The sequence below is a fragment of the Streptomyces sp. NPDC027189 genome (genome assembly GCF_055566975.1).
Genome location: NZ_JBVHRI010000020.1, coordinates 117,406 through 143,808, shown reverse-complemented (window position 1 = coordinate 143,808; position 26,403 = coordinate 117,406). Strand labels below are relative to the sequence as shown.

General features: G+C 71.3%; 21 protein-coding genes and 2 pseudogenes. 13 read left to right on the top strand and 10 right to left on the bottom strand.

What is annotated here, in order from left to right:
• The first annotated feature begins 288 nt into the window (after positions 1 to 288).
• The 4 genes from ACZ4RZ_RS36145 to ACZ4RZ_RS36130 are packed head-to-tail and all read left to right on the top strand — an operon-like array spanning position 289 to position 4,504.
• The gene (locus ACZ4RZ_RS36145; protein WP_467751110.1) at positions 289 to 2,967 is read left to right on the top strand and encodes a sensor histidine kinase; all 2,679 of its coding nucleotides are present in this window, start codon (positions 289 to 291) and stop codon (positions 2,965 to 2,967) included.
• Positions 2,968 to 2,977: 10 nt separating this feature from the next.
• The gene (locus ACZ4RZ_RS36140; protein ID WP_399090928.1) at positions 2,978 to 3,451 is read left to right on the top strand and encodes a roadblock/LC7 domain-containing protein; all 474 of its coding nucleotides are present in this window, start codon (positions 2,978 to 2,980) and stop codon (positions 3,449 to 3,451) included.
• Positions 3,452 to 3,510: 59 nt separating this feature from the next.
• A complete protein-coding gene (locus ACZ4RZ_RS36135) occupies positions 3,511 to 3,942 on the top strand; it encodes a DUF742 domain-containing protein (protein ID WP_467751155.1) in 432 nt (143 codons plus the stop codon).
• Positions 3,893 to 4,504 carry a GTP-binding protein gene (locus ACZ4RZ_RS36130; protein ID WP_467751109.1) on the top strand — a complete coding sequence of 204 codons (612 nt, stop codon included), beginning with the start codon at positions 3,893 to 3,895 and terminating at the stop codon, positions 4,502 to 4,504. Before ACZ4RZ_RS36135 ends, ACZ4RZ_RS36130 begins: the two co-directional genes overlap by 50 nt.
• A gap of 42 nt (positions 4,505 to 4,546) precedes the next feature.
• On the opposite strand, the gene ACZ4RZ_RS36125 is transcribed toward ACZ4RZ_RS36130, so the two are convergent.
• The 3 genes from ACZ4RZ_RS36125 to ACZ4RZ_RS36115 are packed head-to-tail and all read right to left on the bottom strand — an operon-like array spanning position 4,547 to position 7,103.
• Positions 4,547 to 5,221 carry an ABC transporter permease gene (locus ACZ4RZ_RS36125; RefSeq protein WP_467751107.1) on the bottom strand — a complete coding sequence of 225 codons (675 nt, stop codon included), beginning with the start codon at positions 5,219 to 5,221 and terminating at the stop codon, positions 4,547 to 4,549.
• Positions 5,218 to 5,925 (bottom strand): ABC transporter permease, encoded by a 708-nt coding sequence (locus ACZ4RZ_RS36120; protein ID WP_467751106.1) that lies wholly within the window; start codon positions 5,923 to 5,925, stop codon positions 5,218 to 5,220. The genes ACZ4RZ_RS36125 and ACZ4RZ_RS36120 overlap by 4 nt, the downstream gene beginning before the upstream one ends.
• Complete coding sequence (locus tag ACZ4RZ_RS36115; protein ID WP_467751105.1) at positions 5,922 to 7,103, bottom strand: ABC transporter ATP-binding protein; 1,182 nt, start codon at positions 7,101 to 7,103, stop codon at positions 5,922 to 5,924. Before ACZ4RZ_RS36115 ends, ACZ4RZ_RS36120 begins: the two co-directional genes overlap by 4 nt.
• A gap of 140 nt (positions 7,104 to 7,243) precedes the next feature.
• On the opposite strand from ACZ4RZ_RS36115, the gene ACZ4RZ_RS36110 reads away from it, so the two are divergent.
• Positions 7,244 to 7,639, top strand: a complete 396-nt coding sequence (locus ACZ4RZ_RS36110) for a hypothetical protein (protein WP_467751104.1) — start codon at positions 7,244 to 7,246, stop codon at positions 7,637 to 7,639.
• Between the two features lie 39 nt (positions 7,640 to 7,678).
• Here the strand turns inward: ACZ4RZ_RS36110 and ACZ4RZ_RS36105 are convergent, their stop codons facing one another.
• A complete protein-coding gene (locus tag ACZ4RZ_RS36105) occupies positions 7,679 to 8,557 on the bottom strand; it encodes a DNA-3-methyladenine glycosylase family protein (protein ID WP_467751102.1) in 879 nt (292 codons plus the stop codon).
• A gap of 276 nt (positions 8,558 to 8,833) precedes the next feature.
• On the opposite strand from ACZ4RZ_RS36105, the pseudogene ACZ4RZ_RS36100 reads away from it, so the two are divergent.
• Positions 8,834 to 9,541: pseudogene (locus ACZ4RZ_RS36100) on the top strand (LLM class oxidoreductase); the annotation flags it as partial.
• 36 nt (positions 9,542 to 9,577) lie between these two features.
• Positions 9,578 to 10,324 carry an alpha/beta hydrolase family protein gene (locus tag ACZ4RZ_RS36095; RefSeq protein ID WP_467751101.1) on the top strand — a complete coding sequence of 249 codons (747 nt, stop codon included), beginning with the start codon at positions 9,578 to 9,580 and terminating at the stop codon, positions 10,322 to 10,324.
• Between the two features lie 197 nt (positions 10,325 to 10,521).
• On the opposite strand, the gene ACZ4RZ_RS36090 is transcribed toward ACZ4RZ_RS36095, so the two are convergent.
• Positions 10,522 to 11,295 (bottom strand): CDP-alcohol phosphatidyltransferase family protein, encoded by a 774-nt coding sequence (locus ACZ4RZ_RS36090; RefSeq protein WP_467751100.1) that lies wholly within the window; start codon positions 11,293 to 11,295, stop codon positions 10,522 to 10,524.
• A 106-nt stretch (positions 11,296 to 11,401) separates the two neighbouring features.
• Here ACZ4RZ_RS36090 and ACZ4RZ_RS36085 point away from each other — a divergent pair, with 106 nt between their 5' ends.
• The 5 genes and pseudogenes from ACZ4RZ_RS36085 to ACZ4RZ_RS36065 form a co-directional block, all read left to right on the top strand.
• On the top strand, positions 11,402 to 12,382 hold the full coding sequence (locus tag ACZ4RZ_RS36085) for a zinc-dependent alcohol dehydrogenase (protein WP_467751098.1): 981 nt from the start codon (positions 11,402 to 11,404) through the stop codon (positions 12,380 to 12,382).
• Positions 12,383 to 12,519: 137 nt separating this feature from the next.
• On the top strand, positions 12,520 to 12,918 hold the full coding sequence (locus tag ACZ4RZ_RS36080) for a 6-pyruvoyl trahydropterin synthase family protein (RefSeq protein ID WP_467751097.1): 399 nt from the start codon (positions 12,520 to 12,522) through the stop codon (positions 12,916 to 12,918).
• Positions 12,915 to 14,117 (top strand): glycosyltransferase family 4 protein, encoded by a 1,203-nt coding sequence (locus ACZ4RZ_RS36075; RefSeq protein ID WP_467751096.1) that lies wholly within the window; start codon positions 12,915 to 12,917, stop codon positions 14,115 to 14,117. The genes ACZ4RZ_RS36080 and ACZ4RZ_RS36075 overlap by 4 nt, the downstream gene beginning before the upstream one ends.
• An 80-nt stretch (positions 14,118 to 14,197) precedes the next feature.
• On the top strand, positions 14,198 to 15,067 hold the full coding sequence (locus tag ACZ4RZ_RS36070; RefSeq protein WP_467751095.1) for a class I SAM-dependent methyltransferase: 870 nt from the start codon (positions 14,198 to 14,200) through the stop codon (positions 15,065 to 15,067).
• A gap of 29 nt (positions 15,068 to 15,096) precedes the next feature.
• Positions 15,097 to 16,308 (top strand): annotated as a pseudogene (locus tag ACZ4RZ_RS36065) (lysylphosphatidylglycerol synthase transmembrane domain-containing protein); the annotation flags it as partial.
• Between the two features lie 140 nt (positions 16,309 to 16,448).
• Here ACZ4RZ_RS36065 and ACZ4RZ_RS36060 read toward each other — a convergent pair.
• A complete protein-coding gene (locus ACZ4RZ_RS36060) occupies positions 16,449 to 17,258 on the bottom strand; it encodes a creatininase family protein (RefSeq protein WP_467751094.1) in 810 nt (269 codons plus the stop codon).
• A 39-nt stretch (positions 17,259 to 17,297) separates the two neighbouring features.
• On the opposite strand from ACZ4RZ_RS36060, the gene ribA reads away from it, so the two are divergent.
• Positions 17,298 to 17,963 (top strand): GTP cyclohydrolase II, encoded by a 666-nt coding sequence (gene ribA / locus ACZ4RZ_RS36055; protein WP_467751092.1) that lies wholly within the window; start codon positions 17,298 to 17,300, stop codon positions 17,961 to 17,963.
• Here ribA and ACZ4RZ_RS36050 read toward each other — a convergent pair.
• The 4 genes from ACZ4RZ_RS36050 to ACZ4RZ_RS36035 are packed head-to-tail and all read right to left on the bottom strand — an operon-like array spanning position 17,887 to position 26,181.
• Entirely contained in the window at positions 17,887 to 19,230 is a 1,344-nt protein-coding gene (locus ACZ4RZ_RS36050; RefSeq protein WP_467751091.1) for a TIGR02679 family protein, read from the bottom strand. The two genes, ribA and ACZ4RZ_RS36050, sit on opposite strands and share 77 nt — an antisense overlap.
• A gap of 17 nt (positions 19,231 to 19,247) precedes the next feature.
• Positions 19,248 to 23,375: a TIGR02680 family protein gene (locus ACZ4RZ_RS36045; protein WP_467751090.1), complete on the bottom strand. Its 4,128-nt coding sequence runs from the start codon at positions 23,373 to 23,375 to the stop codon at positions 19,248 to 19,250.
• Positions 23,372 to 24,628: a TIGR02678 family protein gene (locus ACZ4RZ_RS36040; RefSeq protein WP_467751089.1), complete on the bottom strand. Its 1,257-nt coding sequence runs from the start codon at positions 24,626 to 24,628 to the stop codon at positions 23,372 to 23,374. The genes ACZ4RZ_RS36045 and ACZ4RZ_RS36040 overlap by 4 nt, the downstream gene beginning before the upstream one ends.
• Complete coding sequence (locus ACZ4RZ_RS36035; protein ID WP_467751088.1) at positions 24,625 to 26,181, bottom strand: TIGR02677 family protein; 1,557 nt, start codon at positions 26,179 to 26,181, stop codon at positions 24,625 to 24,627. Before ACZ4RZ_RS36035 ends, ACZ4RZ_RS36040 begins: the two co-directional genes overlap by 4 nt.
• Positions 26,182 to 26,403 lie beyond the last annotated feature (222 nt).

Below are 26,403 nucleotides of genomic sequence, written 5' to 3'. Positions count from 1 at the left end.
CCAGACCGATCCAATCTAGCCCTCTCGCGGACCGTCAAGACACGAATAGATCACCGATGGGGACCACTCGGCTGCGCCCCGTATGCGCAACGCGGCCAATATGTACGCGAATCCGGCGTCTCCACATGTCACTTTTTGGTTGATCATGGCCGTACTCTTGCGGCAGCCGCTAATGTTGGCCGCGTCGAGGGCCCTGTTCCACTTGTCGGCCTGAGCGCACTGTCGCGATTGCTGAACCACGCAGCCCGGGCAATGGGCTTCCACGGGGAACAACGTCGAGGAGGTTGGGTGCCCGCGCACAGAAAGGCCGCCCCGGAGCTGCCGACCACGGCTCCCGGAACAGGCCGGACGCCATCTCTCCTGGACCGTTGGCCTTTTCGCCGGAAACTCAACGTCCTGGTGATCGTGCCGCTCGTGGTCGTCTCCGCGATGCTCTCCTACGTCGTCTACGGTCAGGTCGACCGTGCCCGGTCCGCCGCCGACACCGCCCAACTCGTGCGGGACAGCGCGCAGGTGACCAAACTCATCGACGGCGTGCAGACCGAGCACCGGCAGGCACTTCTGGTCTCCCTGCGTCACGAGGCCGCCCGCTCCGGTGACAGCCCGCCCGACACCTCCGCGTATCTCCAGGCGCAGCAGAAGGTCGGCGCCCAGATCGAGGCCGTCCGGTCGACGTACGGGGGCCGGCTGCCCGACGCCGAGGCCCAGGCGCTCAAGGAGTTGGAGGGCCTGGACAGCCTGCGCAAGACCGTTGAACAGGGCCCCATACCCGCCGACAACATCGACCCCGCGTACGGATCGGTGATCGAGGGCCTCATCAACGGCCTCGGACTCGGCCGGTCGGGCAGCGAGTCCTCGTCGTCCGCGGGTAATCTGCTCGACGCGCTGCTGCGTGCCGACACCGCCCACGCGTCGTTCGAGACCAGCGTCTTCGCGGCCCGCACCCGGGATCCCAACGCGCTCATCGAGTTCACCGGAGCGGTCGGAGACTACGACCAGTACACCTACCAGTCCGAGCGGTTCACCCGGTTCGCCACCCAGGAACAGGGCAGCGACCTCGCCGGGATCGAACACAGCCCGTACCAGAGCGTCATCACCCAGCACTGGGCCGCGCTCCAGGTCGACCCCAGCGCTCTGGTCGCCGAGAACCCGGCGCAGCTGCGTGCCGCGCTCGACGACGCGCTGACGGCCGACCCCACCTACGAGCGCCAGGCCCAGAACCGGCTGAAGATCGTCCAGGAGCTCATCGGCGAGATCGCCGCCGACACCCAGGGCGCCTCGAACAGCGCCTGGTGGCAGGTGGCTTGGCTGATCGCCGGCACCCTGCTCGCCTTCGGAGCCTGGCTCCTGTTCTCGGTGCTGATGCGCCGCTCCGTGGTGCGGACCGTGCGGAGCCTCACCACGGCGGCCCAGCACGTGGCCACCGCTGCCGAGACCGAGCTGGCCCGGGTCGCCGACGACGACGCCGACGACGCGAGCCCGCCGCGCCTCGAAGCCGTGCCCGTGCCGGTGCGCGACGAGATCGGTGAACTCGCCGAAGCCTTCAACCAGGTTCAGGTCACCGCCACCGCCCTGTTGGAGCGCCAGGTCATCAGCCGGCGCAACATCGCCGAGATGTTCGGCAACGTCGGCCGCCGCGTCAGCAATCTGACGGCACGTCAACTCGCCCTGATCGACTCGGTGGAGCGCGGCGAGACCGACCCCGAGGTACTGGACCGGCTCTACCGCATCGACCACATCGCCGTACGTCTGCAGCGCAACGCCGACAGCCTGATGCTGCTCGCCGGGATCAGCGAGACGGGCCTGAACACCGAACCCATGCGGCTCAGCAACATCGTGCGGGCCGCGCTCGGCCAGATCGAGGGCTACCAGCGTGTCACCCCGCACGCCGAGGGCGATGTCACCGTCGCCCCCGACATCGTCGGCGATCTGACGCTGATGCTCGCCGAACTGCTGGAGAACGCGGTGATGTTCTCCCCGGCGACCAGCGCAGTCGAGGTGGTCCTGCGTCCCCGGCACGGCTCCGCCGGCGCCCTCGTCGAGATCATCGACCACGGGCTGGGGATGAGTCCGGAGCGGCTGGCGAAGGAGAACGCCCGCCTGATCCGCCGCGAACGGCTCGACCTGGCGCCGACGGAGGTCCTCGGGCTGTTCGTGGTCGGCGGACTGTCCCGGCGCTGGGGCATCGAAGTCGTGCTGTCCCGCACCCCGGGCGGCGGCGTCACCGCCACCGTGGCCGTCCCTTCGTCACAGCTCCTGCTCACCGATCCGGCACAGGCCGCGGCCCGGGCCCCGCACATCCTGCCGCCCGCCCGTCATTCCGCCGGGAGCGAGCCGCGCCCCGCGAGGGTCGAGTCGCCGCCCGGCCCCTCGGGCCTGCCCCGCAGGATTCCCGCACGCTCCCGGGGCGAGGATTCCCCCGGCCACGCACGCCGCACGGAACCCGCGCGGGACACCGTCGGCGAGGACGCCCTGGCCCACCCGGCGGGCGGACCCGGCGGGTCCCGACCCCGGCAGGGCGGCAACCCTGGAACTGCCATTCCCAATACGGGCGTTGGGCCACGTCAGGCGGCCGGGCGCGCTACGGCCCCGGGTGCGGCCGACGGTTTCGGTTCGCGGTCCGGCAGTGGCGCGGACCGCGGCTCCGGACGGGCGGCTCCCGCGCGCCCCGGCGATGCCGGTCCGTTGCGGCGCCGGGTGCGCGGTGCGACCCTGTCGGCCACCACCGCGTCGAGCCGGTTGCCCGAACGGACCGTCACGAACAAGCCGCGGCCGACCGCCTGGCAGCCCACGGACGCGGAGGCGGCACGATCCGAGATCGACGAGTTCGAGGCCGCCGTCCGGCGCGCCCAGCGCGAGAGCGCGACCGAGGACCGGACCACCGGGGCGACCCGCCCGGGGGCCGGCCCGGCACCCCGACCGAATCCAGCACACAGAACAGCAGACCCTCATCCCCGGAAGGCATGAGCAAGTGACCATGTGGACAGGCGAGCCGGAGTCCGGAGCCGTGGAGCAGGTGACGGACGTGAAGGCGGCCGCTGCCGACTTCAACTGGCTGCTCAATCGATTCGCCACCGAGACGGCCGGGGTCGTCGACGTGATCGGTGTCTCCTCCGACGGACTGCTCATCGCGGTGTCCCAACTGCGCGGACAGGCGGACTCGGAGCGGCTCGCGGCCATCGTCTCCGGCATCACCAGCCTTGCCATGGGGGCGTCCGGCAACTACGGCCTCGGCGCTCTGAACAAGGTCATCATCGATTTGGAGGAGGGGCACGTCCTGGTGTCGGCGCTCGGCGCGGGCGCGGTGCTCGGCGTGGTCGCCTCGAAGGAGGCGAAGCTCGGCAACATCGCGTACGAGATGACCCTCTTCGCCAACCGCGCCGGTGCCGTCCTGAGCCCGCAGCTGGTCATGGAGCTCAAGAACACCGTGGGCATCGCCCCGACCGGTTGACGTCCGACGGGGCGTCACAATGACCGGTGACGGCCCGCGAAGCGAAGGGGCAGGACGTGATGACGGCCGGCAAGCCATCAGCCACCGACGGCGCAGGGTGGGCAGTGGAGCCCCCAGCGTCGGTCGTCCGGCCATTCCTGCTGACCGCGGGGAGGATCGCCGGCGGCGACAGTCTCGTACCGCCGATCCCGATCGAGACCCAGGTGGTCGCGACCGAGCTGGGGCTGGTCGCGCTCGACGCCTTCGTCTTCGAACAGCACCGCGACATCATCACGATCTGCCGCCAGCCGCAGTCGCTGGCGGAGATCGCGGCGAAACTGCGGATGCACTTGAATGTGATCCGGGTGCTCGCCGACGATCTGCGCGCCGACGGTCAACTGGCCTTGTACGCACCGCAGGCCGAGTCCGCCCGCGATGCCACCGTATTGCGAAGGGTTATCGATGGTCTCCGAGCTATCCCCGACTCCCGGGGCGCGATCCGTGAGGGCTGACGCCGAGGGGCCCCGGCCGCCGCTGCCGGTGAAGATGGTGATCGCCGGCGGCTTCGGCGTGGGCAAGACCACCACGGTCGGCGCCATATCCGAAATCGAGCCGCTGACCACCGAGGCGTCGATCACCTCGGTCGCGGCGGGCGTCGACGACCTCACGCACACCCCGGAGAAGATGACCACGACCGTCGCCATGGACTTCGGCTGCGTCACCCTCGATCCGACGCTGAAGCTCTATCTGTTCGGGACGCCCGGCCAGGAGCGGTTCGGGTTCATGTGGGACGACCTCGTCGAGGGTGCGCTCGGCGGGCTCGTCATCGTCGACACCCGCCGGCTCGACGACTGCTACGCGGCCGTCGACTACTTCGAGCACCGCGACATCCCCTTCGCGGTGGCCGTCAACGCCTTCGACGGCAAGGTCGAACACGACCTGGACGACGTACGGTGGGCGCTCGACGTCGCCGACCACGTGCCCGTGACCGTGTTCGACGCCCGCGAACGAGGCTCCGTACGGGACGCGCTGCTCGTCGTCCTCGAACACGCGCTGGCCACCGCCGAACGGTGAAGGCGGGACGGGCCGGGCGCCCGCCCCCCTTCGGCATGGCCGTCAGGCCGCCCGGCGCCTGCGCACACCCGGGGACACCGTCACCCGGGCCACGGCCCAGAAGAGCACCAGGACGAGCAGCGCGAGGACGGCCGTGAGGGTGGCCCCGCCGACCACCTTCTCGTAGTTGCGCTGGTAGAGGCCGTCCACGATGTAGCGGCCGACTCCGCCGAGGCTCACATAGGCCGCGATCGTCGCCGTCGACACGATCTGGATGGCCGCCGAGCGCAGACCGCTCAGGATCAGCGGCAGCGCCGCGGGCACCTCGACCTGGAGCAGGATCTTCCCCTCCGACATGCCCATGCCGCGGGCCGCGTCGACGGGGGAGGGGTCCACATTGCGGATCGCCTCGTAGGCGGTGATGAGGACCGGGGGGATCGCCAGCACCACGAGCGGGATCATCACGGGCAGGATGCCGAGGCCGAGCCAGACGAACATCAGCACCAGCAGCCCGAACGTGGGCAGGGCCCGGGCGCCCGCCGACACGAAGGCCAGCGCGTTGCCGCCGCGGCCGGTGTGCCCGGTGACCAGGCCGATGGGCAGGCCGATGGCCGCGGCGATCGCGAGGGCTTCGGTGGAGTACTGGAGGTGCTCCCAGACACGCTGCGGGATGCCGTCGTAGCCGTGCCAGTGGGAGCCGTCGCTGAAGAACGACTGGATGTAGTTGAGTACGTTCACGAGACGCTCTCCGGTGTACGTGCGGCGCCCGCGATCGTGGACGTACGGCGCCTGGACCTGCGGCCGGACGGCGGCTGCCAAGGGGTGAGCACCCGCCGCAGCAGCACCAGCAGGGCGTCGACCAGCACCGCGAGAACGGCGGTGGTGACCACTGAGTTCACCGCGAGGACGGGCCGGTGGTACAGCATCGCGGTGGTCAGCAGATTGCCGAGCGCCCCCTGGTTGCCGATCAGCGCGCCGACGCTGACCAGGCTGATGCTGGAGGCGGTCGCCACCCGGAGCCCCGCCATGATCGCCGGTACGGCGATGGGCAGTTGGACCTGGAGGTAGCGGCGCCCTGGGCCGATGCCCATCGCCGCCGCGGCGGCGTTCGTCTCCTCGGGGACCGAGCGGATGCCGTCGACGACCGCGGGGACGAGGATCACCAGGCTGTACAGACACAGCGGGATCATCACGGTGAGCCGGCTCAGCCCGGTGTAGTCGATGAGCACCACGAAGAAGGCGAGCGACGGGATCGCGTACAGCACCGTGGTGGTCCAAAGAACCGGCGGGTAGAGCCAGTTGAAGCGGACGCACAGCAGGCCGATCGGCAGGGCCAGCAGCAGACCGACGAGCACCGGGATCAGCGCCTCCTGCATGTGCCAGGAGATCAGGCCGAGATAGCTGTGCTGGAGGTCGCTCGGAATGTCGAAGAACCCGTTCATCGGGTGGCCTTCGCCTGGGACGGGTCCTGCGGGGAGTCCGACGGGCCCTTTGGGGAGTCCGACGGGCCCTGCGCAGAGTCCGCGGCCCGTTGCTGCCGGGCCGCGCGGATCGCCGCGGCGACCGTCTCCTGCCCGGCGATCCCCAGCACTCGCCCCGCGCCGTCCACGGCGACCGCCTGACCCGTCGGCGCCAGCACCGCCCGGTCCAGGGCGACCCTCAGCGAGTCCCGGCCCACCTCGAAGCTCTGCCCGTACGGCTCCAGAGCCTTGATGTCACCGCCCCACACCGGGAGGTCGGCCCAGCCCAGCGGCTTGCCGTCGGCATCGGTCACCAGCACCGGCGACCGCTCCGCGTCCCGCCCAGCGATCTCCTGCCAGTCGGAGCCGACCGGGAAGACCCGGGAGCGGTCGAGTTCGAGGTCGCGGGTGGACAGGAACGAAAGACCGCGGATGCCTCGGTCGGCGCCAAGGAACTCCTCCACGAACGAGTCGGCGGGCGACGACAGGATCTCGTCGGGGGCGGCGAACTGGGCGAGTTTGCCGCCGGTGCGCATCACGGCGATGCGGTCGCCGATCGTGATGGCCTCGTCCATGTCGTGGGTGACGAACACGATCGCCTTGCCGAGTTCGCCCTGGATGCGGAGCAACTCCTCCTGCAGGCCCCGGCGGACGACCGGGTCGACCGCGGAGAACGGCTCGTCCATGAGCAGGATCGGCGGGTCGGCGGCCAGTGCGCGGGCGACGCCGACGCGCTGCTGCTGGCCGCCGGAGAGCTGGTACGGATAGCGGCGGGCCATGGCCGGGTCGAGGCCGACCCGTTCCATGAGCTCGGCCGCACGGGCCCGTGCGCGCTGTTTGGACCAGCCGAGCAGCCGCGGCACCGTGGCGATGTTGTCGAGAATCGTTCGGTGCTGGAAGAGCCCGGCGTTCTGGATGACGTAACCCATCGAACGGCGCAGGGCGTTGACCGGCTGGCGCAGGATGTCCTCGCCGTTGACCCGGATGGTGCCGCTGCTGGGCTCGACCATGCGGTTGATCATGCGCAGCGTGGTGGTCTTGCCGCAGCCCGAGGGTCCGACGAGAACGGTGATGGAGTGGTTCGGTATCTGCAGAGACAGGCGATCGACGGCCACCGTGCCGTCGGCGTATCGCTTGCTGACCTCTTCGATGGCTATCAAGCGTCGAAACCCTTCGGGAACGGCTTTGCTCGTACGTGGCGCGATCGCGTGCACGAGGGTGCGTAGTCTAGCCAGTTGATGTTCGATCGCGGTCGCCGCAGGTTACGGATTCGAGAGCGCGCCGGTGCCATGATGCACACGTGAGTCACGGCGTGGATGCGGATGTGCGGGCGCGGATCGACGCGATGCTCGAACGGTTCGTGGAGTCGGGCGAGGAGAGCGGCCCCCAAGTGGCGGTCTGTCTGCACGGCGAGCCGATCGTCGACGCCTGCGCGGGCGTGGCGGACGCGTCCGACGGCCGCCCGCTCGGCCCCGACACGCCGCGCCACAGCGTCTCCCTCGGCAAGGGCTTCGTGCTGCCCGAAACGGCAGGTGAACTCACGGCCTTCGGCCACCACGGCAGCGGCGGCAGCATCGCCTTCGCCGACCGCGAGCGCGGCCCGGCCTTCGCCCTCACCCGTACGCGTCTGGTCTCCGGCGCGGTGGATACGGGCCGGCTGCTGGCGAACGAGGTCCGGGGGCTCCTGTCACCGTGACTCACGCCTGCCCCGGAAGCAGGCGCGGGAACCACTGTCTTACCTGCCGGCGCGAGCGGGGCGGGCGGCGGTCGTGCCCATGCGCTCGGCGCGCAGGACGCGGAGGTGCAGTGCGGCCCAGGTGCGGTAGGGGCGCCAGTTCTCGGAGACCTCGGTGCGGCTGTGGCCGGGCCCGTACTGTTCGGTGATCTCCGCCTCCAGCCGGCGCTCCTGGGTCGGCAGGATGTCGGGATGGTTGGCGCCCCGTACGACGACGAGCTCGGCGGAGAAGGCGCCCAGCCCCTTCACCTGCTGGACCTGCCGCACGGCCTCCTCCGGGTTCAGAGTGCGCAGCCGGGCGCCGTCGAGGAGCCCGTCGAGCGCGGCGTGGGCCACGGAGTGCAGGTACTCGGTCTTGCGCCAGGGCAGTTCGAAGTCCAGGCCGAGCAGGGCCTCGGGGGAGGGGAACGCGCCGCCCGAGCCGTAGCGGGCGATGAGGTCGTCGCGCATGCGCCGGGCCGAGGTCATCCCCGTGCGCTGGGTCAGTACCGCCCAGGTGGCGGCCTCGTACGGCGAGTGGAAGCCGCATGGCCGCAGGCCCGGCCAGCGGCCCTGGACCTCGGCGATCACCGGGTCGCGCTCGGCGACCGCGGGCCAGCCGCGGGCGTCGACGTCCAGGGACAGGAACCGGCGCACCTGCTCGGCGGCGGCGTCCAGGTCGCCGTCGCCGAGCACCACGACCCGGGCCGTGGCGCCGTACTGGCTGATCTCCGCGGCGACGCGGCGCCAGTCGGCGTCGGCGTGGAAGACCGTGCGCAGCGCGTCGTCGGCACCCGCCGTCGAGGCCGGCGCCAGCGGCGCGAACTCCTCCCAGAACTCCCGGCTCGTGGCCAGCGACCACGGACCGGCCACCTCGAATGCGACCGCGTGCTGTGCCATGACCAACCTCCCGCTCGGGACACCGGAAGCCGCGGACGGACCGAGAGACGTCCGGCGCCGGTGCACTGTCTGTGCACACCACCTTGGGCTCAATACCTGACAGATTCCGTCAAGTATTTTCCAGAAGGGCGCCACGCGGCGCCCTGTCCCGCGTTCGCAGCGGCCAGGGCGTCCAACTCCTCGACACCGCGCTGCACGCCGAGCCCCGCCGTCCGAACTTCGTCCTGGTGTGAACTCCCGGGCCGCAGCCGGAAGAAACGGCATGGCCGTCCCGACGGACGCGCCGCCTGGAACGTCGTTACCTCCTGGGACGCCTTCACCGGCGAGAACTTCCGCCGCGGCGGCTTTCTCCCGCAGGAGGAGCGGTACTCCCGGGCCAAGGAGTTCCTCACCACCGCCCACGAGCTCTTCGACTCGTGGCACGGCGACGAGATCGTCGCCGACCAGGAGACCGGCACTTTCCTGCGTGACGCGAAGGCCGGAGCCTTTGTGCACAAGGGGCAGCACTTCGACATCGAGGGGCAGTTCCACTGGAACCGCGACCTGTCGGGATACGACCCGGAGGGCCCGCTCCCCGACATCGATCCCGACCTCGGCGAGCACACCATCGCGCGGGGCCGCGCCCAGGTGCGGATGTACCGCCACCCGCTGGCCACCGCCCGGGAGCGGCGGGAGCGGGCGGCGGCCAACAACTGGTCGATCCGTGAGCTGGTCATCGAGACCGGCAACCGGCAGTCCTTCGTGGGCTCCCCGGCCACCGTCGCCGAGACCATCAACTCCTTCGTGCAGGCCGACGCCGCCGACGGTTTCATCCTCGTCCCGCACAGCACTCCGGGTGGCCTCGACGCATTCGCCGACACCGTGGTCCCGCTGCTCCAGGAGCGCGGGGTCTTCCGCACCGAGTACGAGGGCACTACTCTGCGCGATCACCTCGGCCTGCCTCATCCCGACGCGACCGCGCCGGGCGCACGGGTCGCGTCATGAGGTGCTCACGTGGGGCTTCTTGCGAGGGAGGGCGGCATGAGGCGATCGGCCCGGGCTGCCGTGGTGCTCCTCTGCGCCGGGCTGCCGGTGCTGGGGGCCTGCGGTGACGGCGGCGACGGCGACACCGGTGCCAAGGCACCGAAGGCGGCCACGACCAAGGCCACGGCCAACGACTTCGGGTGTCTGGCGGGCAAGCAACTCAAGCACTCGGTGACCTTCAAGGACACCGAGGGCGACACGGTCCACGGCTACGAGACGGGCACCGGTGCCACCGGCATCGTCCTGTCCCACCAGTCGAACAACGATGTCTGCTCCTGGATCCCGTCCGCCGACGAGCTCGCCGCCGCCGGCTACCGGGTGCTCGCCGTCAACAGCAACTCCTCCGAAGTCCCGGAGATCGAGGGCGCCGCCGCCCGGCTGCGGAGCGAAGGAGCGAAGAAGATCCTTCTGATGGGTGCCTCGAAGGGCGGCACCGCCTCCCTCGTCGCCGCCTCGAAGATCGAGCCGGCCGTAGCGGCGGTGGTGTCCCTCTCGGGGCCGGGCCTTTACAGCGACATGGACGCCACGAAGGCGGTTCCGGAGCTGACCATGCCCGTGTACTTCCTCGCGGCGGCGGGTGACGGGCAGTTCGCCCAGGACGCCAAGGACCTCGACAAGCTGGCGAAGAAGTCCCACGGCGAAAAGCTGGAGATGGTCTCGGGCGCTGCCCACGGAAGCGACATCCTGCTGCAACAGCCGTCCGTCTGGGCCGAGGTCAAGGCCTTCCTCAAGAAGTACGGCTGACCTCGGCCGCCGGGTGATCACCGGAGACACCCGTTCTTGACCTATCGGGGTCGACAACGCCGCACCCTCGGACCGACGCGGGGTGGAGACAACCTGCGCTCCGGCCTGCACGCCGTCGCCGGCGGGCCTGCAACGGTTCCGCTTCGCGGACCTCGGGCCGGCCGACACCAACGGAGCCGACCTGCACCGGCATGTGATCAACCCTCGGAATGCACCGGTATCGGGCGAGGTGACGGGCTGACGGATCCGGCGGCCTTTCGGCCACCCCGGCGCCACAGCCACGTGATGTCGCGGCCGAACGACCAGACGAGCAGCGCGAGGGCCAGCAGCACGGCCCCGAAGGTCGCCGCGTACGGCAGGATCCCGGCGCCCGCGACCAGCAGCACGATGCCTTGCAGGGCCGCCACCGTCTTGCGCGCCATGCTCGGCGGCAGCGCGGCGTTGAGCCACGGCAGCACGCGCGCGGCGGCCACGAAGGCGTACCTCATCGTGCCGATCAGCAGCACCCACGGGCCGAGCGACATCGCGACGTACACGCTCAGCACCAGGATCAGGAACGCGTCGACCTCCATGTCGAAGCGGGCACCCAGCGCCGAGGACGTTCCGGTGCGGCGGGCGACCTTGCCGTCGACGCCGTCGAGGATCAGGGCGACCGCCGTCAGACCGACCAGCAGGGTGACCGGGGGCGAACTCTGGAAGGAGTCCGCGACCAGGGCGGTGACGCCGCCGACCAGGATCGCCCGGCCCAGCGTCACCCGATTGGCGGGACCGAACGAACGGGGCCGCGAGCGGCGCAGGGCGCGGGTCAGGACCGCCCAGGTGGCGATCGCGAAGGCCAGGCCGGTCAGCCAGCCCGCGGGCCCCATCCCGATCGCCGTGCCCAGCAGAGCCAGCAACAGGAGCTGCACACCCGCTCCCACCGTGGTCTCCTGCGCCAGGAGCCTCGCGTCGTAAGTGTTGTTCAGGGCCACCGCACATCCTCCGGCCATATGACAGAGTCGATCAGCGCCGCGTACAGTGCGCGGCTTGTCACTGCTCCGTACGTGAAGATCTGCTGAATCGTTCAGGGGGACGCTCATGGAACTCACAGCTCGCGCCTTCTGGCTCCGGTCGCCCGGGCACGGCGAGATACGGGAAGTCGCCCTTCCGGCACCCGCCGAGGGGGAGGTGCTGGTGCGAGCGCTCTGCTCCGGGGTGAGCCGGGGCACCGAGACGCTCGTCTTCCGTGGGGGTGTTCCGGAAAGTCAGCATGCATCGATGCGTGCACCGTTCCAGGACGGGGATTTCCCCGCACCGGTCAAATACGGCTATCTCAGCGTCGGCCAGGTGGAGGAAGGACCCGTGTCGCTGCGCGGGCGGACCGTCTTCTGCCTGTATCCGCACCAGACGCGATACGTCGTCCCGGTGAGCGCCGTCACGGTCGTACCGGACTCGGTACCCGCCTCGCGCGCCGTGCTCGCCGGGACGGTCGAGACCGCGGTGAACGCCCTGTGGGACGCCGCGCCGCTGATCGGGGACCGGATCGCCGTGGTGGGCGGCGGCATGGTCGGCTGCTCCGTCGCCGCGCTCCTCGCCCGCTTCCCGGGCGTCCGTGTCCAGCTGGTCGACGCGGACCCGGCACGCGGCGACATCGCCCGAGCCCTCGGCGTCGACTTCGCGCTCCCCGAGGACGCCGCCGGCGAGTGCGACCTCGTGGTGCACGCGAGCGCCACCGAGGCGGGCCTTGCCCGGTCGCTGGAACTCCTTCGCCCGGAGGGGACCGTGCTCGAACTGAGCTGGTACGGCGACCGGCGCGTCAGTCTGCCGCTGGGGGAGGCCTTCCACTCCCGGCGCCTTGTCGTGCGCAGCAGCCAGGTGGGTTCCGTTTCCCCGGCACGCCGGGACAGCAGGACGTACGCCGACCGGCTCGCGCTCGCCCTCGAACTCCTCGCCGAACCCGCCTTCGACGCGCTGATCACCGGCGAGTGCGGATTCGAGGAACTGCCGGACGTGATGGCGAAGCTCGCCTCCGGATCGATACCCGGGTTGTGCCACCGCGTGGTCTACGACGACGTTTGAGCGCGCAACAGCTTGCCTGACCTCCAAGGACTCCAAAGAAAGGGGAACAGGCAGCTGAACAAGGAGAACGGGGCAGCCGTACTACACGGCGTGCCCCCGGCAGGGGATCAGACGCACCGCACCTGGAGGGTCGTCCGTTGTTCAGCATCACCGTCCGCGATCACCTGATGATCGCCCACAGCTTCCGTGGCGAGGTCTTCGGCCCCGCGCAGCGCCTGCACGGGGCGACGTTCCTGGTGGACGCCACCTTCCGGCGCGCCGAGCTGGACGACGACAACATCGTCGTCGACATCGGTCTGGCCACCCAGGAACTCGGCGCCGTCGTGAGCGCGTTGAACTACCGCAATCTCGACAGCGAGCCGGACTTCAAGGACACCAACACCTCGACCGAGTTCCTTGCCAAGGTCATCGCCGACCGACTCGCCGATCGCGTGCACGCCGGTGCGCTGGGCGAGGGCGCCCACGGCCTCTCGGGCATCACGGTGACGCTGCACGAGTCGCACATCGCGTGGGCGAGTTACGAGCGTGCGTTGTGACCGACACGACCGTGGACCAGGCGTCCCTGAACAGGGGCCACCCATCCCTGAATTACGTGCCTGTACAGAACGCGGCTCTCAAGAACGCCGAGATCATCCCCATGTCCCTGCGCTCCGTGCACTTCGTGATGCCGGGCGGCGTCGACGACCCGGCCGCGCCGAGCGGCGGCAACGCCTACGACCGACGGCTCTGCCTGGACCTGCCCGGCTTCGGCTGGCAGGTCCACCGGCACGCCGTCGCGGGCAGCTGGCCCAGCCCCGGATCCGCCGCCCGTACGGAACTGGCCCGTACGCTCCGTGACTTGCCGGACGGCACCGTCGTCCTGCTCGACGGACTCGTCGCCTGCGGCGTCCCCGAGATCATCGTCCCCGAGGCCGAACGGCTGTGCCTCGCCGTTCTGGTGCATCTGCCGCTCGGCGACGAGACGGGACTCGCACCCGCTGTGGCCGCCGACCTGGACGCCCGGGAACGTACGACGCTCCGGGCCGTGTCGGCCGTCGTCGCCACCAGCGACTGGGCGGTCCGCCGGCTCGTCGCCCACCACGGGCTCGCCCCCGACCAGGTCCATGTCGCGGCGCCCGGCGCCGACATCGCGCCGCTCGCCTCCGGAACGGACGGCGTCTCGCGGCTGCTGTGCGTCGCCGCGGTCACCCCACGCAAGGGACACCACCGGCTGGTCGAGGCCCTCGCGACCGTCACCGACCTCCCCTGGAGCTGCGTCTGCGTCGGTGGACTCGGCCAGGATCCGGCGTACGTCGCCGGGCTGCGCGCCCTGATCGAGAAGCACGGCCTCGGCGACCGTCTGCACCTCGCCGGACCGCAGGCCGGCGCTGAACTCGACGCGAGCTACGCCGCGGCGGACCTCATGGTCCTCACCTCATACGCCGAGACGTACGGCATGGCTGTCACCGAGGCCCTCGCACGCGGGATCCCGGTCCTGGCAACCGACGTCGGCGGCCTTCCCGAGGCGGTCGGGCGGGCACCCGACGGCGGGGTGCCCGGCATCCTCGTACCGCCGGAGGATCCGGTGGCCCTCGCCGCGGAACTGCGCGGCTGGTTCGGCGAGGCCGACGTACGCCGCCGCCTCAAGGCGGCGGCGCGGGGCCGCCGCGCCGCGCTGGACGGCTGGGCCACGACGGCCCGCAGCCTGGCGGGCGTGCTGGGCCGACTGCCCCGGGAACCTCGGAGGGCGGCGTGAGTACGGCTACGACTCCGGCGGGGGTACCCGGACAGGGTCCGGCGGCGCCCGGCGGCTCCGGGAAGAATGCGAGGACTGGTGTGCCTGGTCAGCGAGTCGGTGCAGCCGATGCCGACGACGTGCCGCGCTACGCCCCCCAGTGGCTCCAGTTGCGCGAGGGCGCCGACGCCGGCGCGCGGGCGCCCGAACTGCTCGACCCGTTGCGCATCCGGCTGGCGAACCGGCCTGGGCGCGGCGGCGACCTGGTCATTCACGATCTCGGCTGCGGAACCGGCTCCATGGGCCGCTGGCTCGCGCCGCGTCTGGACGGCCCACAGCACTGGATCCTGCACGACCGGGACCCGTATCTGCTGCACTTCGCGACGGTGGGGGCGCCACGGGCGGCCGCCGACGGCAGCCGCGTCACGGTCACCACGCAGCGCGGCGACATCGGCCGGCTGACCGCCGACGCCCTGGCCGGGGCCTCGCTGGTGACCGCCTCCGCGCTGCTCGACGTGCTCACCGGCGAGGAGATCGACCGGCTCGCGGCGGCCTGTGCCGGCGCCGGGGCGCCGGCGCTGCTGACGCTGTCCGTCGTGGGGCGGATCGAACTCGCGCCGGCCGACCCGCTCGACGCCGAGTTCGCCGAGGCGTTCAACGCCCACCAGCGGCGTGGCGAGCTGCTCGGCCCCGACGCCATCACTGAGGCCTGCGAGGCCTTCGGCCGGTACGGCGCGACGGTACGGGTGCATCCGAGCCCCTGGCGGCTCGGCCCCGACGACGCCGCGCTCACCGAGGAGTGGCTGCGCGGCTGGGTCCGCGCGGCCTGCGAGCAGCGGCCCGACCTCGCGGCGCGTGCGGAGACGTATCTGCGCTCCCGCCTGACGGCGTGCGCCGCGGGCGAGTTGCGGGCGGTGGTCCACCACAGCGACCTGCTGGCGCTGCCCGGGCCGACAAGTGGTGCGGCGTGAGCGCGGGGGCGGGGGCGGAAGCAGTGGAGATGGACGCGAGCGCCGTCCGTACACGTGCGAAGAACCCGAGCGCGGTCGCGGCCCAGAGGCGCGCGAACCGTGCCCCGGCGGGCATGATCCGCACCCTCGGCGAGGCGGCCGCCCTCCGGATCCGCGGCGAAACCGACCTCATTCCGGCTCGCGGAGTGGTGGGCCAGGATGCCGCTCGGGGTGAGGCGGAGCCGGTGCGGGCCGACGGCGGCGCGGGGGCGACGTATGCCCGCAGCGGAGCGGGCTCGACTCCTGTCCGTGGCGCGGCGGGCCAGGCCCCCGCTCGGGGTGGGGCGGCCCCGACCCGGGCCAAGAACATGGCCGCTTCGATGCCCGTCGGCAGCAGCGAGGCGGCCGCGGCCCGTACTCGGCCCGCGGCAGGCCTGCGTGCCCGGCTCGGCTCTCGCGCGCTGCGTACTCACCTCGGCACCGTCGCCGGTGTCGTCATCCTTGGTGTGCTGCTGTGGCGGCTCGGTACCGGGGTCTTTCTGGACGGGCTGCGGCGGATCGACGGTGTGACGCTGCTGGCGGCGCTCGGACTCGGGCTGCTCACCACGGTGTTGAGCGCGTGGCGGTGGAGTCTGGTGGCGCGTGGGCTGCGGATCCGGCTGCCGCTGGGGTCGGCCGTCGCGGACTACTACCGGGCGCTGTTCCTGAACGCGGCGCTGCCCGGCGGGGTGCTCGGCGATGTGCACCGTGCCGTTCGGCATGGACAGAGCGCCGGGGACATGGGGCGCGGGGTGCGGGCGGTGGTGCTCGAACGGACCGCGGGGCAGGCGGTATTGGTGGCCGTCGGGGCGACCGTGCTGCTCACGCAGCCGTCGCCGGTGCTCGCCGACACCCGGCAGCTCGCGGTGATCCTGGCGACCGTTTCGGTGTGCGGAGTCGTCACCGTGGGCGCCGTGCGCAGGGGCCGGGCGCCCGGCCGCTCCCGGCGGTACGGAGCCGTCCGCGCCGCGCTCATCGAGGCGCGCGGCGCGCTGCTCGCCCGTGGGAGCTGGCCCGGCGTGCTGCTCTCGTCGGTGCTGGTGCTGGCCGGACACCTGGCCATGTTCGTGCTCGCCGCCCGGGTCGCCGGATCCACCGCGTCCGCCGCCCAGTTGATGCCGCTGGCGCTGCTGGCCCTGCTCGCCATGGGGCTGCCGCTGAACGTGGGCGGCTGGGGTCCCAGGGAGGGCGTCACCGCCTGGGCGTTCGGCGCCGCGGGGCTCGGCGCGAGCATGGGCCTGACCGTCGCCGTGGTCTACGGAGTGCTCAGCTTCGCGGCGAGCCTGCCCGGCGCCGTTGTCCTGGTCGGCCGGTGGTGCGCGGCGCTCCGGCGCCCCCGCGAGGAGAGCGCAGGAGGGCACGATCAATGCCGACGATCGACGACCGGCGATGTTCCCGCTTCCGAGTCTTCCGCAGACAGCGTCTTGGCCGTCACCAGGGAGAAATACGCCCCGAAGGAATCGGTCAGCGCCGCCAGCAGTTCCTTCCCCTTCTCGGCGCCAGCCATCGAGGGACGGCCGATGACACCGGACTCGGTATAGCCGGACATGCCGAGGGTCAGCAGATGCCGGCGGTCGTCGGCGAGGAAATCGGAGGTCTCGTAACCGGCTTTGACCAATTCCGGATGGGCATGCAGAAGAATGGAGGTCTCGATTTCTCCCGCATGCATATCGCTGAGCAACGAGGTCTGTACACCGGCCCGTTCACGCGCCGCTTCCCAGTCCTCCATGGCCGGGAAAAGCGCCATACGGGTACCGCTGCCGACGGATTCCTGAACCACATTGCCCAGTACGTAATTTCCGCCGTGCCCGTTGACCAGCACCAGGGTGTCGACGCCCGACCCGCGCAACGAGTCGGCGATGTCCCGTACCACCGCGTGGAGCGTGACGGAGGAGATGCTGACGGTCCCCGGCCAGGCCGCGTGCTCGTGCGAGCAGGAGATCGTCACCGGAGGAAGGAGATGGACCGGATAAGCGGCGGCAACCTCCCGCGCGATGGCGCACGCGACGAGCGTGTCGGTCGCCAGGGGCAGGAACGGACCGTGCTGTTCGAAGCTGCCGACGGGAAGGACGGCGACCTGACGGGCGACACCGGCCCCCCGCTCCCGTACATCCTCCGTGGTATCCAGCGGCAACAGACCGGATACCGTCGAGCGCGTTCCCGAACTACTCATGTTTTCACGGCCCTTTCGACTCTGCTTAGGAACCAGATCATGACAGATAACTTTGGCGTACTCGGCGGGAATGCCCACCTCACAGGTGTCGAACGAGTCGTGATTGCCCCCTTGCCCACCAAGTACGGCGATTTCCACGCCGTCGGCTACCTCGACCACGATCGGGGCGAGGAACAAGTGGCCCTGGTGTACGGGGACTTGGACGCCATTGCGGAAGGAGACGTACTCACCAGGCTCCATTCGGAATGCCTGACCGGAGACGCCTTCGGGTCCACGCACTGCGAGTGCGGCCCCCAGCTCGCCGCCGCACTGCGCGCCATCGTCGCCGAGGGCCGCGGCATCCTCGTCTACCTCCGGGGCCACGAGGGCCGGGGGATCGGCCTGCTCGCCAAGCTGCGCGCGATGAAGCTCCAGGCGGAGGGCCTGGACACCGTCGAGGCGAACCTCGCCCAGGGCCTCCCGGTGGACGCCCGCGACTACGGAGTGGCGGCGGAGATACTGCACGACCTCGGCGTACGGTCCGTACGGCTGCTGTCGAACAACCCGCGCAAGCGGGAGTCGCTGCTGCGCAACGGCATCAAGGTCGCCGAGCAGGTGCCGCTGCTGATCCCGCCGTGCGAGGAGAACCTCAGCTATCTGCTGACCAAGCGGGAGCGCCTGGACCACCATCTGCCTCACCTGGACGCGGTGGTCCATCTGTCGTGAGCCCGGCAGGCCTGCCGTGGACCGATGAGGCCTGGGTGAGGTCACCTAGGAGCGCGTCGATGACGAGCTCCTCCTCGATGCGTATGCCTCGCTCCTGGAGCGCCGGCGAGAGTTCTGGATCCCAGGCCGCCTCTGTGGGCGTTCCGGTGAGCGCGGGCGCGGCCGCACAGGGGACGGCGAGGTAGTCCGACGCGGTGTAGCGCCAGGGCTGCCAAGGGGCGTGACGCAACAGCGAGTTCGCGATGCGCAGTCCGCCCCAGTCGAAGTCGCCGTGGTAGAGCAGGGCGGCACCCTGGGAGTGCAGATGGCGCAGGAGCGTGAGGGCCGCTGCCGACGGCTGACCCTGAAGGCAGACGAGGGGCGGGCAACCGGGACCGTATGCCTCGGCCGCGGCGGAGATGACCGCAGGGTTCTCGCAGACGCGGACCGCGGCGGGGACCGCGGTGGAGTCCGGCGGGTGGGTGGTGACCTGGCGGAGGGTGAGAACGGCCGGTTCGCCGGTGTCGGCGAGCCAGTCCAGGGCCGGTGTGCCGCGCAGGTTCAAGGCGAGGACGGTGGATGACAGATCGTCCCTCAGCAGCCCCGCGGCTGCCCATGCGCCGCGCCGCCACTGGGTCCCCCTACCGGGCGGGAAGCCGGTCAGGGCGCGGATGCCGGACAGCGCGACGGTGGCAAGCGGCGTGCCGTCGTCCAGCGCGTGCGCGCCGCCGAGCATGCGCGCCGCGAACGCGGGCAGCGACGTGGCGGGATCGACGGGCAGCGCACACAGGACGGCTGCCGCGCGGGTGAGCAGGGTTCGAGCGGCAACCGGGGTGTGGACGAGGCGTCGTACGACACCCTCTGACTGCAATTGGTCGGCCCAGGAGGCGAGTTGAGGGTGGATACGGGTGATGTCGGCCAGCGGCGCGTGGGCAGCGCTCCAGGCCTGAGCCTGTTCGTCACGCTGCTCGCGCAGCGGAGTGACCGGTCCCGTCAGCGCCTCGACCGCGGCGGCCAGGCCGCCGGGGCTGACGCCCGATCGGCGCAGCACCTCGTCCACCGCCTCGAGTCGCAGGCTCAGTGAACGGCCGGAGCCAGGAGCCCGGCCGAGCAGGCGCTCGGCGGCGGCCCGCTGTGCGGCGGTGGGAGCCGACAGCGAGACGGTCGTGGTGAGCGGCTCCTCGCGTTCGAGGCGTCGGCGGACACGTTCCACGAGCCAGGCCAGGTCCGCAGCGCCAAGCAGCCGCCTCAGGCGGGGCACATCGATGCGCTCCTCGGCATCTGCCATCGCATCCGTCTCAGGAGTCAGGTCCACTGGGGCTCTTGGTCCGTTTCCGTCTCCGCTCGTGCGCCGGCTTGTCCGGTGGCCGCCGCCGTCGGTTCCCGTTCCGGCTCCGTGCCGCGGGAGCGATGCATACCGTCCCACTCCCAGCGGGTGACCAGCACCGCGGCCACCTCGTCGATCCGGGACAGCTGCGCGATCGAGATGCCCGGCACCTGCGGGTAGCACGCCCACTCGCGCTCGCTCGTCATGACGACGTCCAGGTCGAAGGCGTGCAGCAGGCCCAGGCACTTGGCCCGGGAGTCGTCGTCCACACCCGCGAACGCCTCGTCCAGGGTCACCAGCCGGGGCGCGTAGGGGCTGGCTGCGGTGGCGTAGTGCGAGGACGCCGCCGCGAAGAGAGGCACCGACACCGCGAGGACGCGCTCACCGCCGGATGCGGGGCCGGTCGCCGGAACCCACTGGCCGTGTTGGTGGCGCTCGATGCCGAATTCGTGCCAGGAGCGGTAGTCGAGTGCTGCCGTCAGATGCTCGAGCCAGCTGCCCGCACTGTCTTCCGTGTGCTGCTGGGCGATCTGGGCCTGGAGGAACTCCCCGACCGCCGCCCGTTCCTCGGGCGACCACGCGTCGGCCGACTGGCGCAAGTACTTCCGCGCCTGTGCCAGACCCCCGGGTGCCTTCCGGGAGGCCCGCCACAGCAGTCGCAGCTTCATGCCGGTGGACGTGGGGCGCTCGTCGAGCTCGGCGTTCATCGCAGCCACCTGACGTTCCGCCGCCTGGATCAACTCCTGGAGCGTACCGGCGACTTCGGTGAGGAGGTGGGTCTCCAGGATCTCCCGCTCGTGCGCGGAGAGGATGCGCTGCAGTTCGCCGACCTCGGTGGCCAGGGCCTCGGCCAACTCGGGAACGGCGCGCTCTCGCCCCTGGTAGACGATGTCGACGACCATGCCGTCCTCGACCATCCGGGCCGAGGCGGTGTGGCCGCCCCGCGAGAGCGCGTCTTGGAGCTTCTTGTACTCCTCGCTCAACTGGCGCTGGACCCGCTCCCAGGTGCCGTCCGAGTCGTCCGTGCCCGACAGTTCGACCTCGACGGTGCGGGCCAGGGCGACGGCGGGTGTCGCCGCCCATGGGCCGCCGTCCAAGGAGGGCAGGGCCACCTCGGGTAGCGCGACGGCCAGCAATCCCGTCGCAGCGAACCGGCGAAGCGCGGCGATCGCTTCCGTGCGAGCCGCCGCCGCGTCCATCACGTCGTGCTCCAATTGCTCGATCCGGCCTTCGGCGCGGCTCGCCCGCCGGTCCGCCGCGGTGTGCTCCCCACGGGTCCGCCTGGTGTTCTCCTCGCACGTCCGCAAGGCCTGCGCGGTCTCGACCAGACGCCGCTCCAGTTCGGCGACAGCAGCGCCGACCGTGGAGCGCAGCGTGGTGTGACGGGTGTCGGCTGCGGCAGCGGCCTGTGCAGCCTCGGCGGCGCGAACGGCGAATTCCTCGACCCGGGACGCGGCCGTCGCCGTCTCCGTCCGCTCGTCGGCCAGGATCCGCATCGCGTCCGTACGTTCTCGCAGCGCCGGCCAGAGGGCGGCGAGGAGCAGCGTGTACTCGACCAGAGCCTTGCGTACGTCGGCGAGCCCGGCATGGTCGGCGGGCAATCCCAAGTCCGCTGCAGTACCGGTCAGTTCGTCGGTCGCGGTGTCGAAGATGCCGGTGGCGCACGCCAGTTCTGCGGCGCGTTTGTCGCGCCGGGTGTGGGCCCGGCGAGCCGTGTCGTGCGCCGCCGCGGCCAGCGCGTGCGCCTGACGCAGCTCGGCGTCGTCGGGCACGGCGGCCAGCTCGGCGTCGAGCTGTTCACGGCGGGCGTTGACGTCGGTCAGACGGGTAGCTGTAGCTGCCAGGTCACCTTCCAAGAGGGCGAGTTCGCTCCGCAGGACCGCGATGTGCGCACGGCGTGCCTCCTCGCGGGCTCCTTCGCCGACGTACTCGGCGGCGGGCTTCGACCAGCTGCCAGTGAGCGCGCCGATGCGGAATCTGCCGTCCGGCGCCGCCCAGGTCCTGACGGCGTTCTCGTGGCTCTCGCCGGGCCCGTACCCGATGGCGGCAAGCAACCGCCGGACAGCCGGCTCACCGACCGCAGCGGCCTTGGCGTCCCCGTGATCCACGGCGGGCTGCAACGCAAGGGCGAGTGAGGGACCCGTGGTGGTGGAGCCGGGGGAGAGAAGCACATCGTGGCCGTCCGCGGTGAGCGCAACGCCGTCCGGGAGTACCCAGGCGTCCAGGAGCCCGGACGCCTCCAACGCGGCTTCCAGACCAGCCCGTTCGGTGGCCGGCACCTCTTCACGGAATTCGACGAGTCGCCACAGCGGAGAGCCGGGGATCTCGCCGCGCACACCCGGTGTACGCGTGTATGGGGCTTCGGGCCCACGCTGGCCGCCCGCTTCGAGCAAGGTCAGGTCGTCCCGCGCCCGGTCGCGCCGAGCGCCCAGCTCTGCCCGCAACCGCGTCACGGCTGCCGTCTCGTCGGCCAGGACGGTCGCCAGCGAGCGATGCGCCGCCGCGGCCTCGGCCCGCGCGGGGTAGGTGCCGGCAAGTCGCGGCGTCCACTCCTGGAGTCGGTCGAGCAGGCCGACCGGATCGGTGAGCCTCAACTCCACGCAATTACCGAGGTGTTCGCGGACATTCGTCAGCAGTCGAGAACCTGCCTGCGTCGCCTTCTGCTCCGCCTCGGCCCGGACTTCCTCGGCGTGGCCGACCTCTCCCTCTGCCTCGTCCAGACGTCGGGCGGCCGCGATCCGATCCGCGGCCGCCTGCTCCGCGCGCCCCGCGAGGTCCTCCACAAGGTCGAGAGCGCGGCGTCTGCGGGCCACCGACTCCTCGGCGGCGCGGCGTAGTTCCGCCTCCGGCGCGCCCTCGGTACGCAGGCCACCGTCCAGACGGGCCGCGTGGGCCGTCTCGGCGGCGAGTTCGACGGTGTCGGCGACCGACTGTTCGGCGGCGCGCAGCCGGTTCTCGGCCGTACCCAGGCGGCCGAGCGCCCTCGTGTGCGCTTGTGCCGCCTGCTCCCGGTCCGCCTCGGCGCGGGTCAGGTCCTCCTGGGTACGGCCCGCGTCCTGCGCCGCCTGCTCCAGCTCGCGCGCGCTGCGCATTTCGGGGCCCGCGCGCAGCGCAGTGTCCTCGGCGGTCAGCCGCGCCCCGGTCTGCTCGAGCTCCGCGATACGCCGGGCGGCTTCGTCCCGCTCCAGCTCGGCGCTCTCCCGTTCGTTCTGTGCGGCTGCCAGGTCCCGCTGATGGTGTTCGTAGCGAGCGTGCTCGGTGCGCGGCAACCGGGCCCTGCGGCGGGACGCGATGCGCGCGTAGCGCCGGTAGTGGTCCAGGAAGGCGGAAGCGGCCCGCTCGGCCTCGCCGGCCGCCCGCAGCTCCTCCTTCTCCTCGTCCAGGGAGCGGAACGCCTCCGCGACATCCGCGAGCACCGCTTGGTCCATCGGCGGCAGCGCTTCGGTCAGGGCCCTGGAAAGCGCAGCCTCGTTCGGCCGCTTCGACAGCTGGGGCTGGCGGAGCTGGACGAGCAGGTCCACCAGTGCCGCATAGCGTTGCTCGCCCAGCCCGAACAGCGCCTCGTCGACCGCTCTGCGGTATGCCCTGGCCTGGTCGTACACCATCCCGCACCCGGCGACCGCCTCCGCGAGCCGGTCCCGGGACAGCGCGGTCCCGGTCGCGTCGAGGAGGTTCAGCTCCGGACCGACGCGCTGGTCGGTCACGACGAACCAGTGCCGTGCGATCCCGCGCCCCGCCACCGCCTTCAGACCGCAGGCGAGCGTACGGAAATGGGTCTGCCCGGTCGTCTCGTCGCGCCTGCCGAATTCGATCCAGGTGTATCCGAGCCGCTCCGAGTGCGGATGCTCACCGCCGAGCAGCAGATTCCACTCCATCCGCTTGTGCGGGTCCCCGTCCGGCTCCACCCGGCGCGCGGACAGGTCGCCGTCCAGGAGGAAGGGCAGGGTAAGGGCGAGGACTTTCGACTTGCCGGTGCCGTTGTTGCCGCGCAGCAGCAGCCGCCCGTCGCGGAACCAGAACTCCTCCGCGTCGTAGTAGAAGAGGTCCACCAGGCCGATACGCAGGGGCTGCCAGCGGGTGCGCGCGGGGATGGGGAGGGCGGTCACGAGGTCTTCGCCTTTCGCATGCTGGGGATGCCGGTGGTTGCTGGGGCGCGTACGGCTGTTTCGCGTACGACGATGTCGCCCACCGCGTACCGGGCAAGAGCCGGTCGGGCGCGGACGCCCTCTGCCGCACGCGTGACCAAGCCGAGGGCGGCGAGCTTCGACAACGCCAGTTCGACGAGCTCCACCTCCGCGCCGGGTTCCGTGGCCGTCTTCGACCAGAACCCCCCGTGCAGTGCGGCGAGTTCACGCACCCGCCGCTGGAGCTCGCCGACGGTGACCGGACCGGACGCGGCTGCCAGATGCTCGGCGAGCAGGAGCGTGATGTGCCCGTGCGTGCCCTGCTCGGGCATCCGTACATCGGTGAGCTCGTCGTGCGGGTCGACCAGCGCGATGCCTTCGGCGCGCACCTCGGCGACCAGGCCCGTGAGTTCGGTGATCCGGGCCAGGATGAAGGCGCGCTGCCGGGTCAGATAGGCGAGTTCCTCGTCGGAGAGCTCGTCGTAGTAGAGAACGGGGTCGTCGAGGAGGCGTCGGGTGAGCCTGTGACGGATTGCCCGGAACCGCAGTTCGTCGCTCTCCAGGGATGTCTCGGCGGCCAGTTCGGCGAGCCGGCCCTCGAAGTCCGCCGCCTGTACCAGAGAGGGACCGCGGCGCGTGGCGAGCAGCCCGGCCAGCACCCGGCGCTCGACGTCGTACAGCACGTCACCGGTCCCGCTGACATACGCGTCCTCGTCGCCCGCGACCCGGCGGAGCACTCCGAGCCGCAGCAGCAGCCGCACCACCGCGGCGAGATCCAGGCGCTCCTCACGTCGCTCCAGGGTGAACTCGACACCCGCCTGCATGAGCTGGGGATCGGCGGCGTCCAGGACCACCTGCTCGGCGAGCCGCCCGAGAGCGATCTGTGCCTCGCCGCGCTCCAGAGCGGCCAGAGCCAGGCAGAGCAGGACGTACCGGCGCCGGGTGAACGGTGCCGCGCCCCGGGTGGCTTCCCGGGCCGGGTGCGTGGCATCTATGGACGTACCGGGCATCTTGCGCAGCCGGGCGGCCCCCGCGTCGACCTGGAGCGGCCAGCCCGTATTGCGGTCGAACCACTCGCGCAGTTCCGCGGCATGCCGCCGCACCAGCCGGAAGGCGTCCGCATACGGGCCCCGTGCGAGCAGCAGAGGTTCGCTGAGCAGGGCTCGCGCGGCCCGGCGTACTTCGGCGGCGTGCTGTCCCTCCAGAATCTCCGCCAAGGGGCTCACCGCGTTCATATGAGCCCTCCGGCGTCCTGTGTCAGATCGATGATCTCCACGGCGTGGTCGGGCCCACGGAAGACGCCGCCCGGTGTGCTGATCTCGGCGACGTCCGCGCCCGGCAGGGCGGTGAGCCGGATCTCCATCGTGCCGTCGTTGCTGGTGGCGACTGTGCGCCGAAGCCCGGGGCGCCAGGTGGCCAGGGCATCGCCGAGCAGCTGAAGGAACAACCCGAAGGCCAGCGGGTCGAGTTCACCGAGTTCTGAGAGGTGCACCTCCCTGCTGGTGGCGAGCCGGGCGCGGGCCGCCGCGATCTCCGCGCTCTGCTTGGCCGCGTACTCGGCGAGCTGCCGACGCCCTGCGGACCGGTCCTCGACGCGGCGCGTCCTGCCCCGCCGCTCATAGCTGCCGGTACGCCGCAACTGGGGGCTGATGCGAAGCGGTTCGGCCTCTGCCCATGGAGTGCTCGCCGCGACCGGTCGCGCGGCGCGCTCGGTGAGCGTGTCAGTGTCGACGGTGAGATGGCGGGACGGGTAGAGACCGAAGGCCGTACGCCACAGCCGGTGCCGCGCCTCGTCGTCCGGGGCCTCGGCGAACCAGCGGGCGAGTGTGCGGAAGTCGGCTGAGCGGTCGGAGCGGCCGGAGCGTCGCTCGTTGAGTGCCCGTACGACGGCGAGGAGTTGCGGGATCGCACCCAGTGCCCGCCCGCGCAGCAGCCTGGCCTGGGATTCGCGCCCTTCGGCGGAGACGAACCAGGCCGCGAGCCCCGACCAGCGCGACGTCCACCGCTCGTATGCCTCCGCCTCGGCCCGCTCGACCTCGTCCGGCGCCGCGTCGGCGGCCTCGCGGGCGGCCGCCAGACGCAACAACGGTCCGACGGCTTCCTCAAGTCCCAGGATCAGCTGGGCGATCCGTCCGCCGAGGGTGATCAGATCCTGGATGAACCGCTCCAGATACTGGATGAGCCGGTCCTTGTACGCGAGGAACACCTCGACGTCGACACCGTGAAGGTCGATGGTGCGCTGCAGCGACCCCATGAAAGCTCGCGCGTTTTCCGCGAGGGCGGTGAAGCGGCCGGTGAGGGTGGAGAGCGTCAGATGAGCCTTCGCCGGATCCGGTGCCTCGTCGCCACTGAGCACGAGCAACACCCGCAACTGTGTGACGATGTCGTGCAGCGCGACGGCCTGGAGCGCGCCCCGTCGGCCGAGCGCCTCGTCGTACGAGAGCAGGGCCTCCTCGGCGGCCTCACCGGCTTGGGTGAGCTGGTAGATGAACCGCTTCCGGTAGAAGTCCTCGACCGCGGTGACGCGCGCCGTGTCCGGATCGGCCCGCAGATTGCCCCACTTGACCAGGGAGTCGAGCTTGCCGGTGACGGTGTCGAGATCCATGGATCGTCCGCCCGCCGGAAGCGCGGCCTGTACGTCCTCGGGCCGCAGATGCACCACGAACCGTTCCTTCGCGGCCAGGAAGACTCCCATCAGCTGGCGGTACAAGGCGGAGTCGGGCGTGGTCAGGTGGGTGAACGGGGCGTAGCCGGTCGGGTGTCGTTCGGCGGGCGAGGCGGAGGTCATCGATGACCATTCTTTCCCGGATGACCGTTGATTCTCACCCGTATGCCCGAACTGCACGCCGAGACCATTTGCCGGTGGCCGCCGCGGGAATCGGTGCAAACTCTTGAGATCCCGATACGGTCCCCCGCCTGGGTGGCGTTCAGTCTGTGCTCGGCCGCGGCACGGGACCTGAACGTGGTGACGTGGTCGAGCAACGCCTGGACCTCGCCCGGATCGCAACGC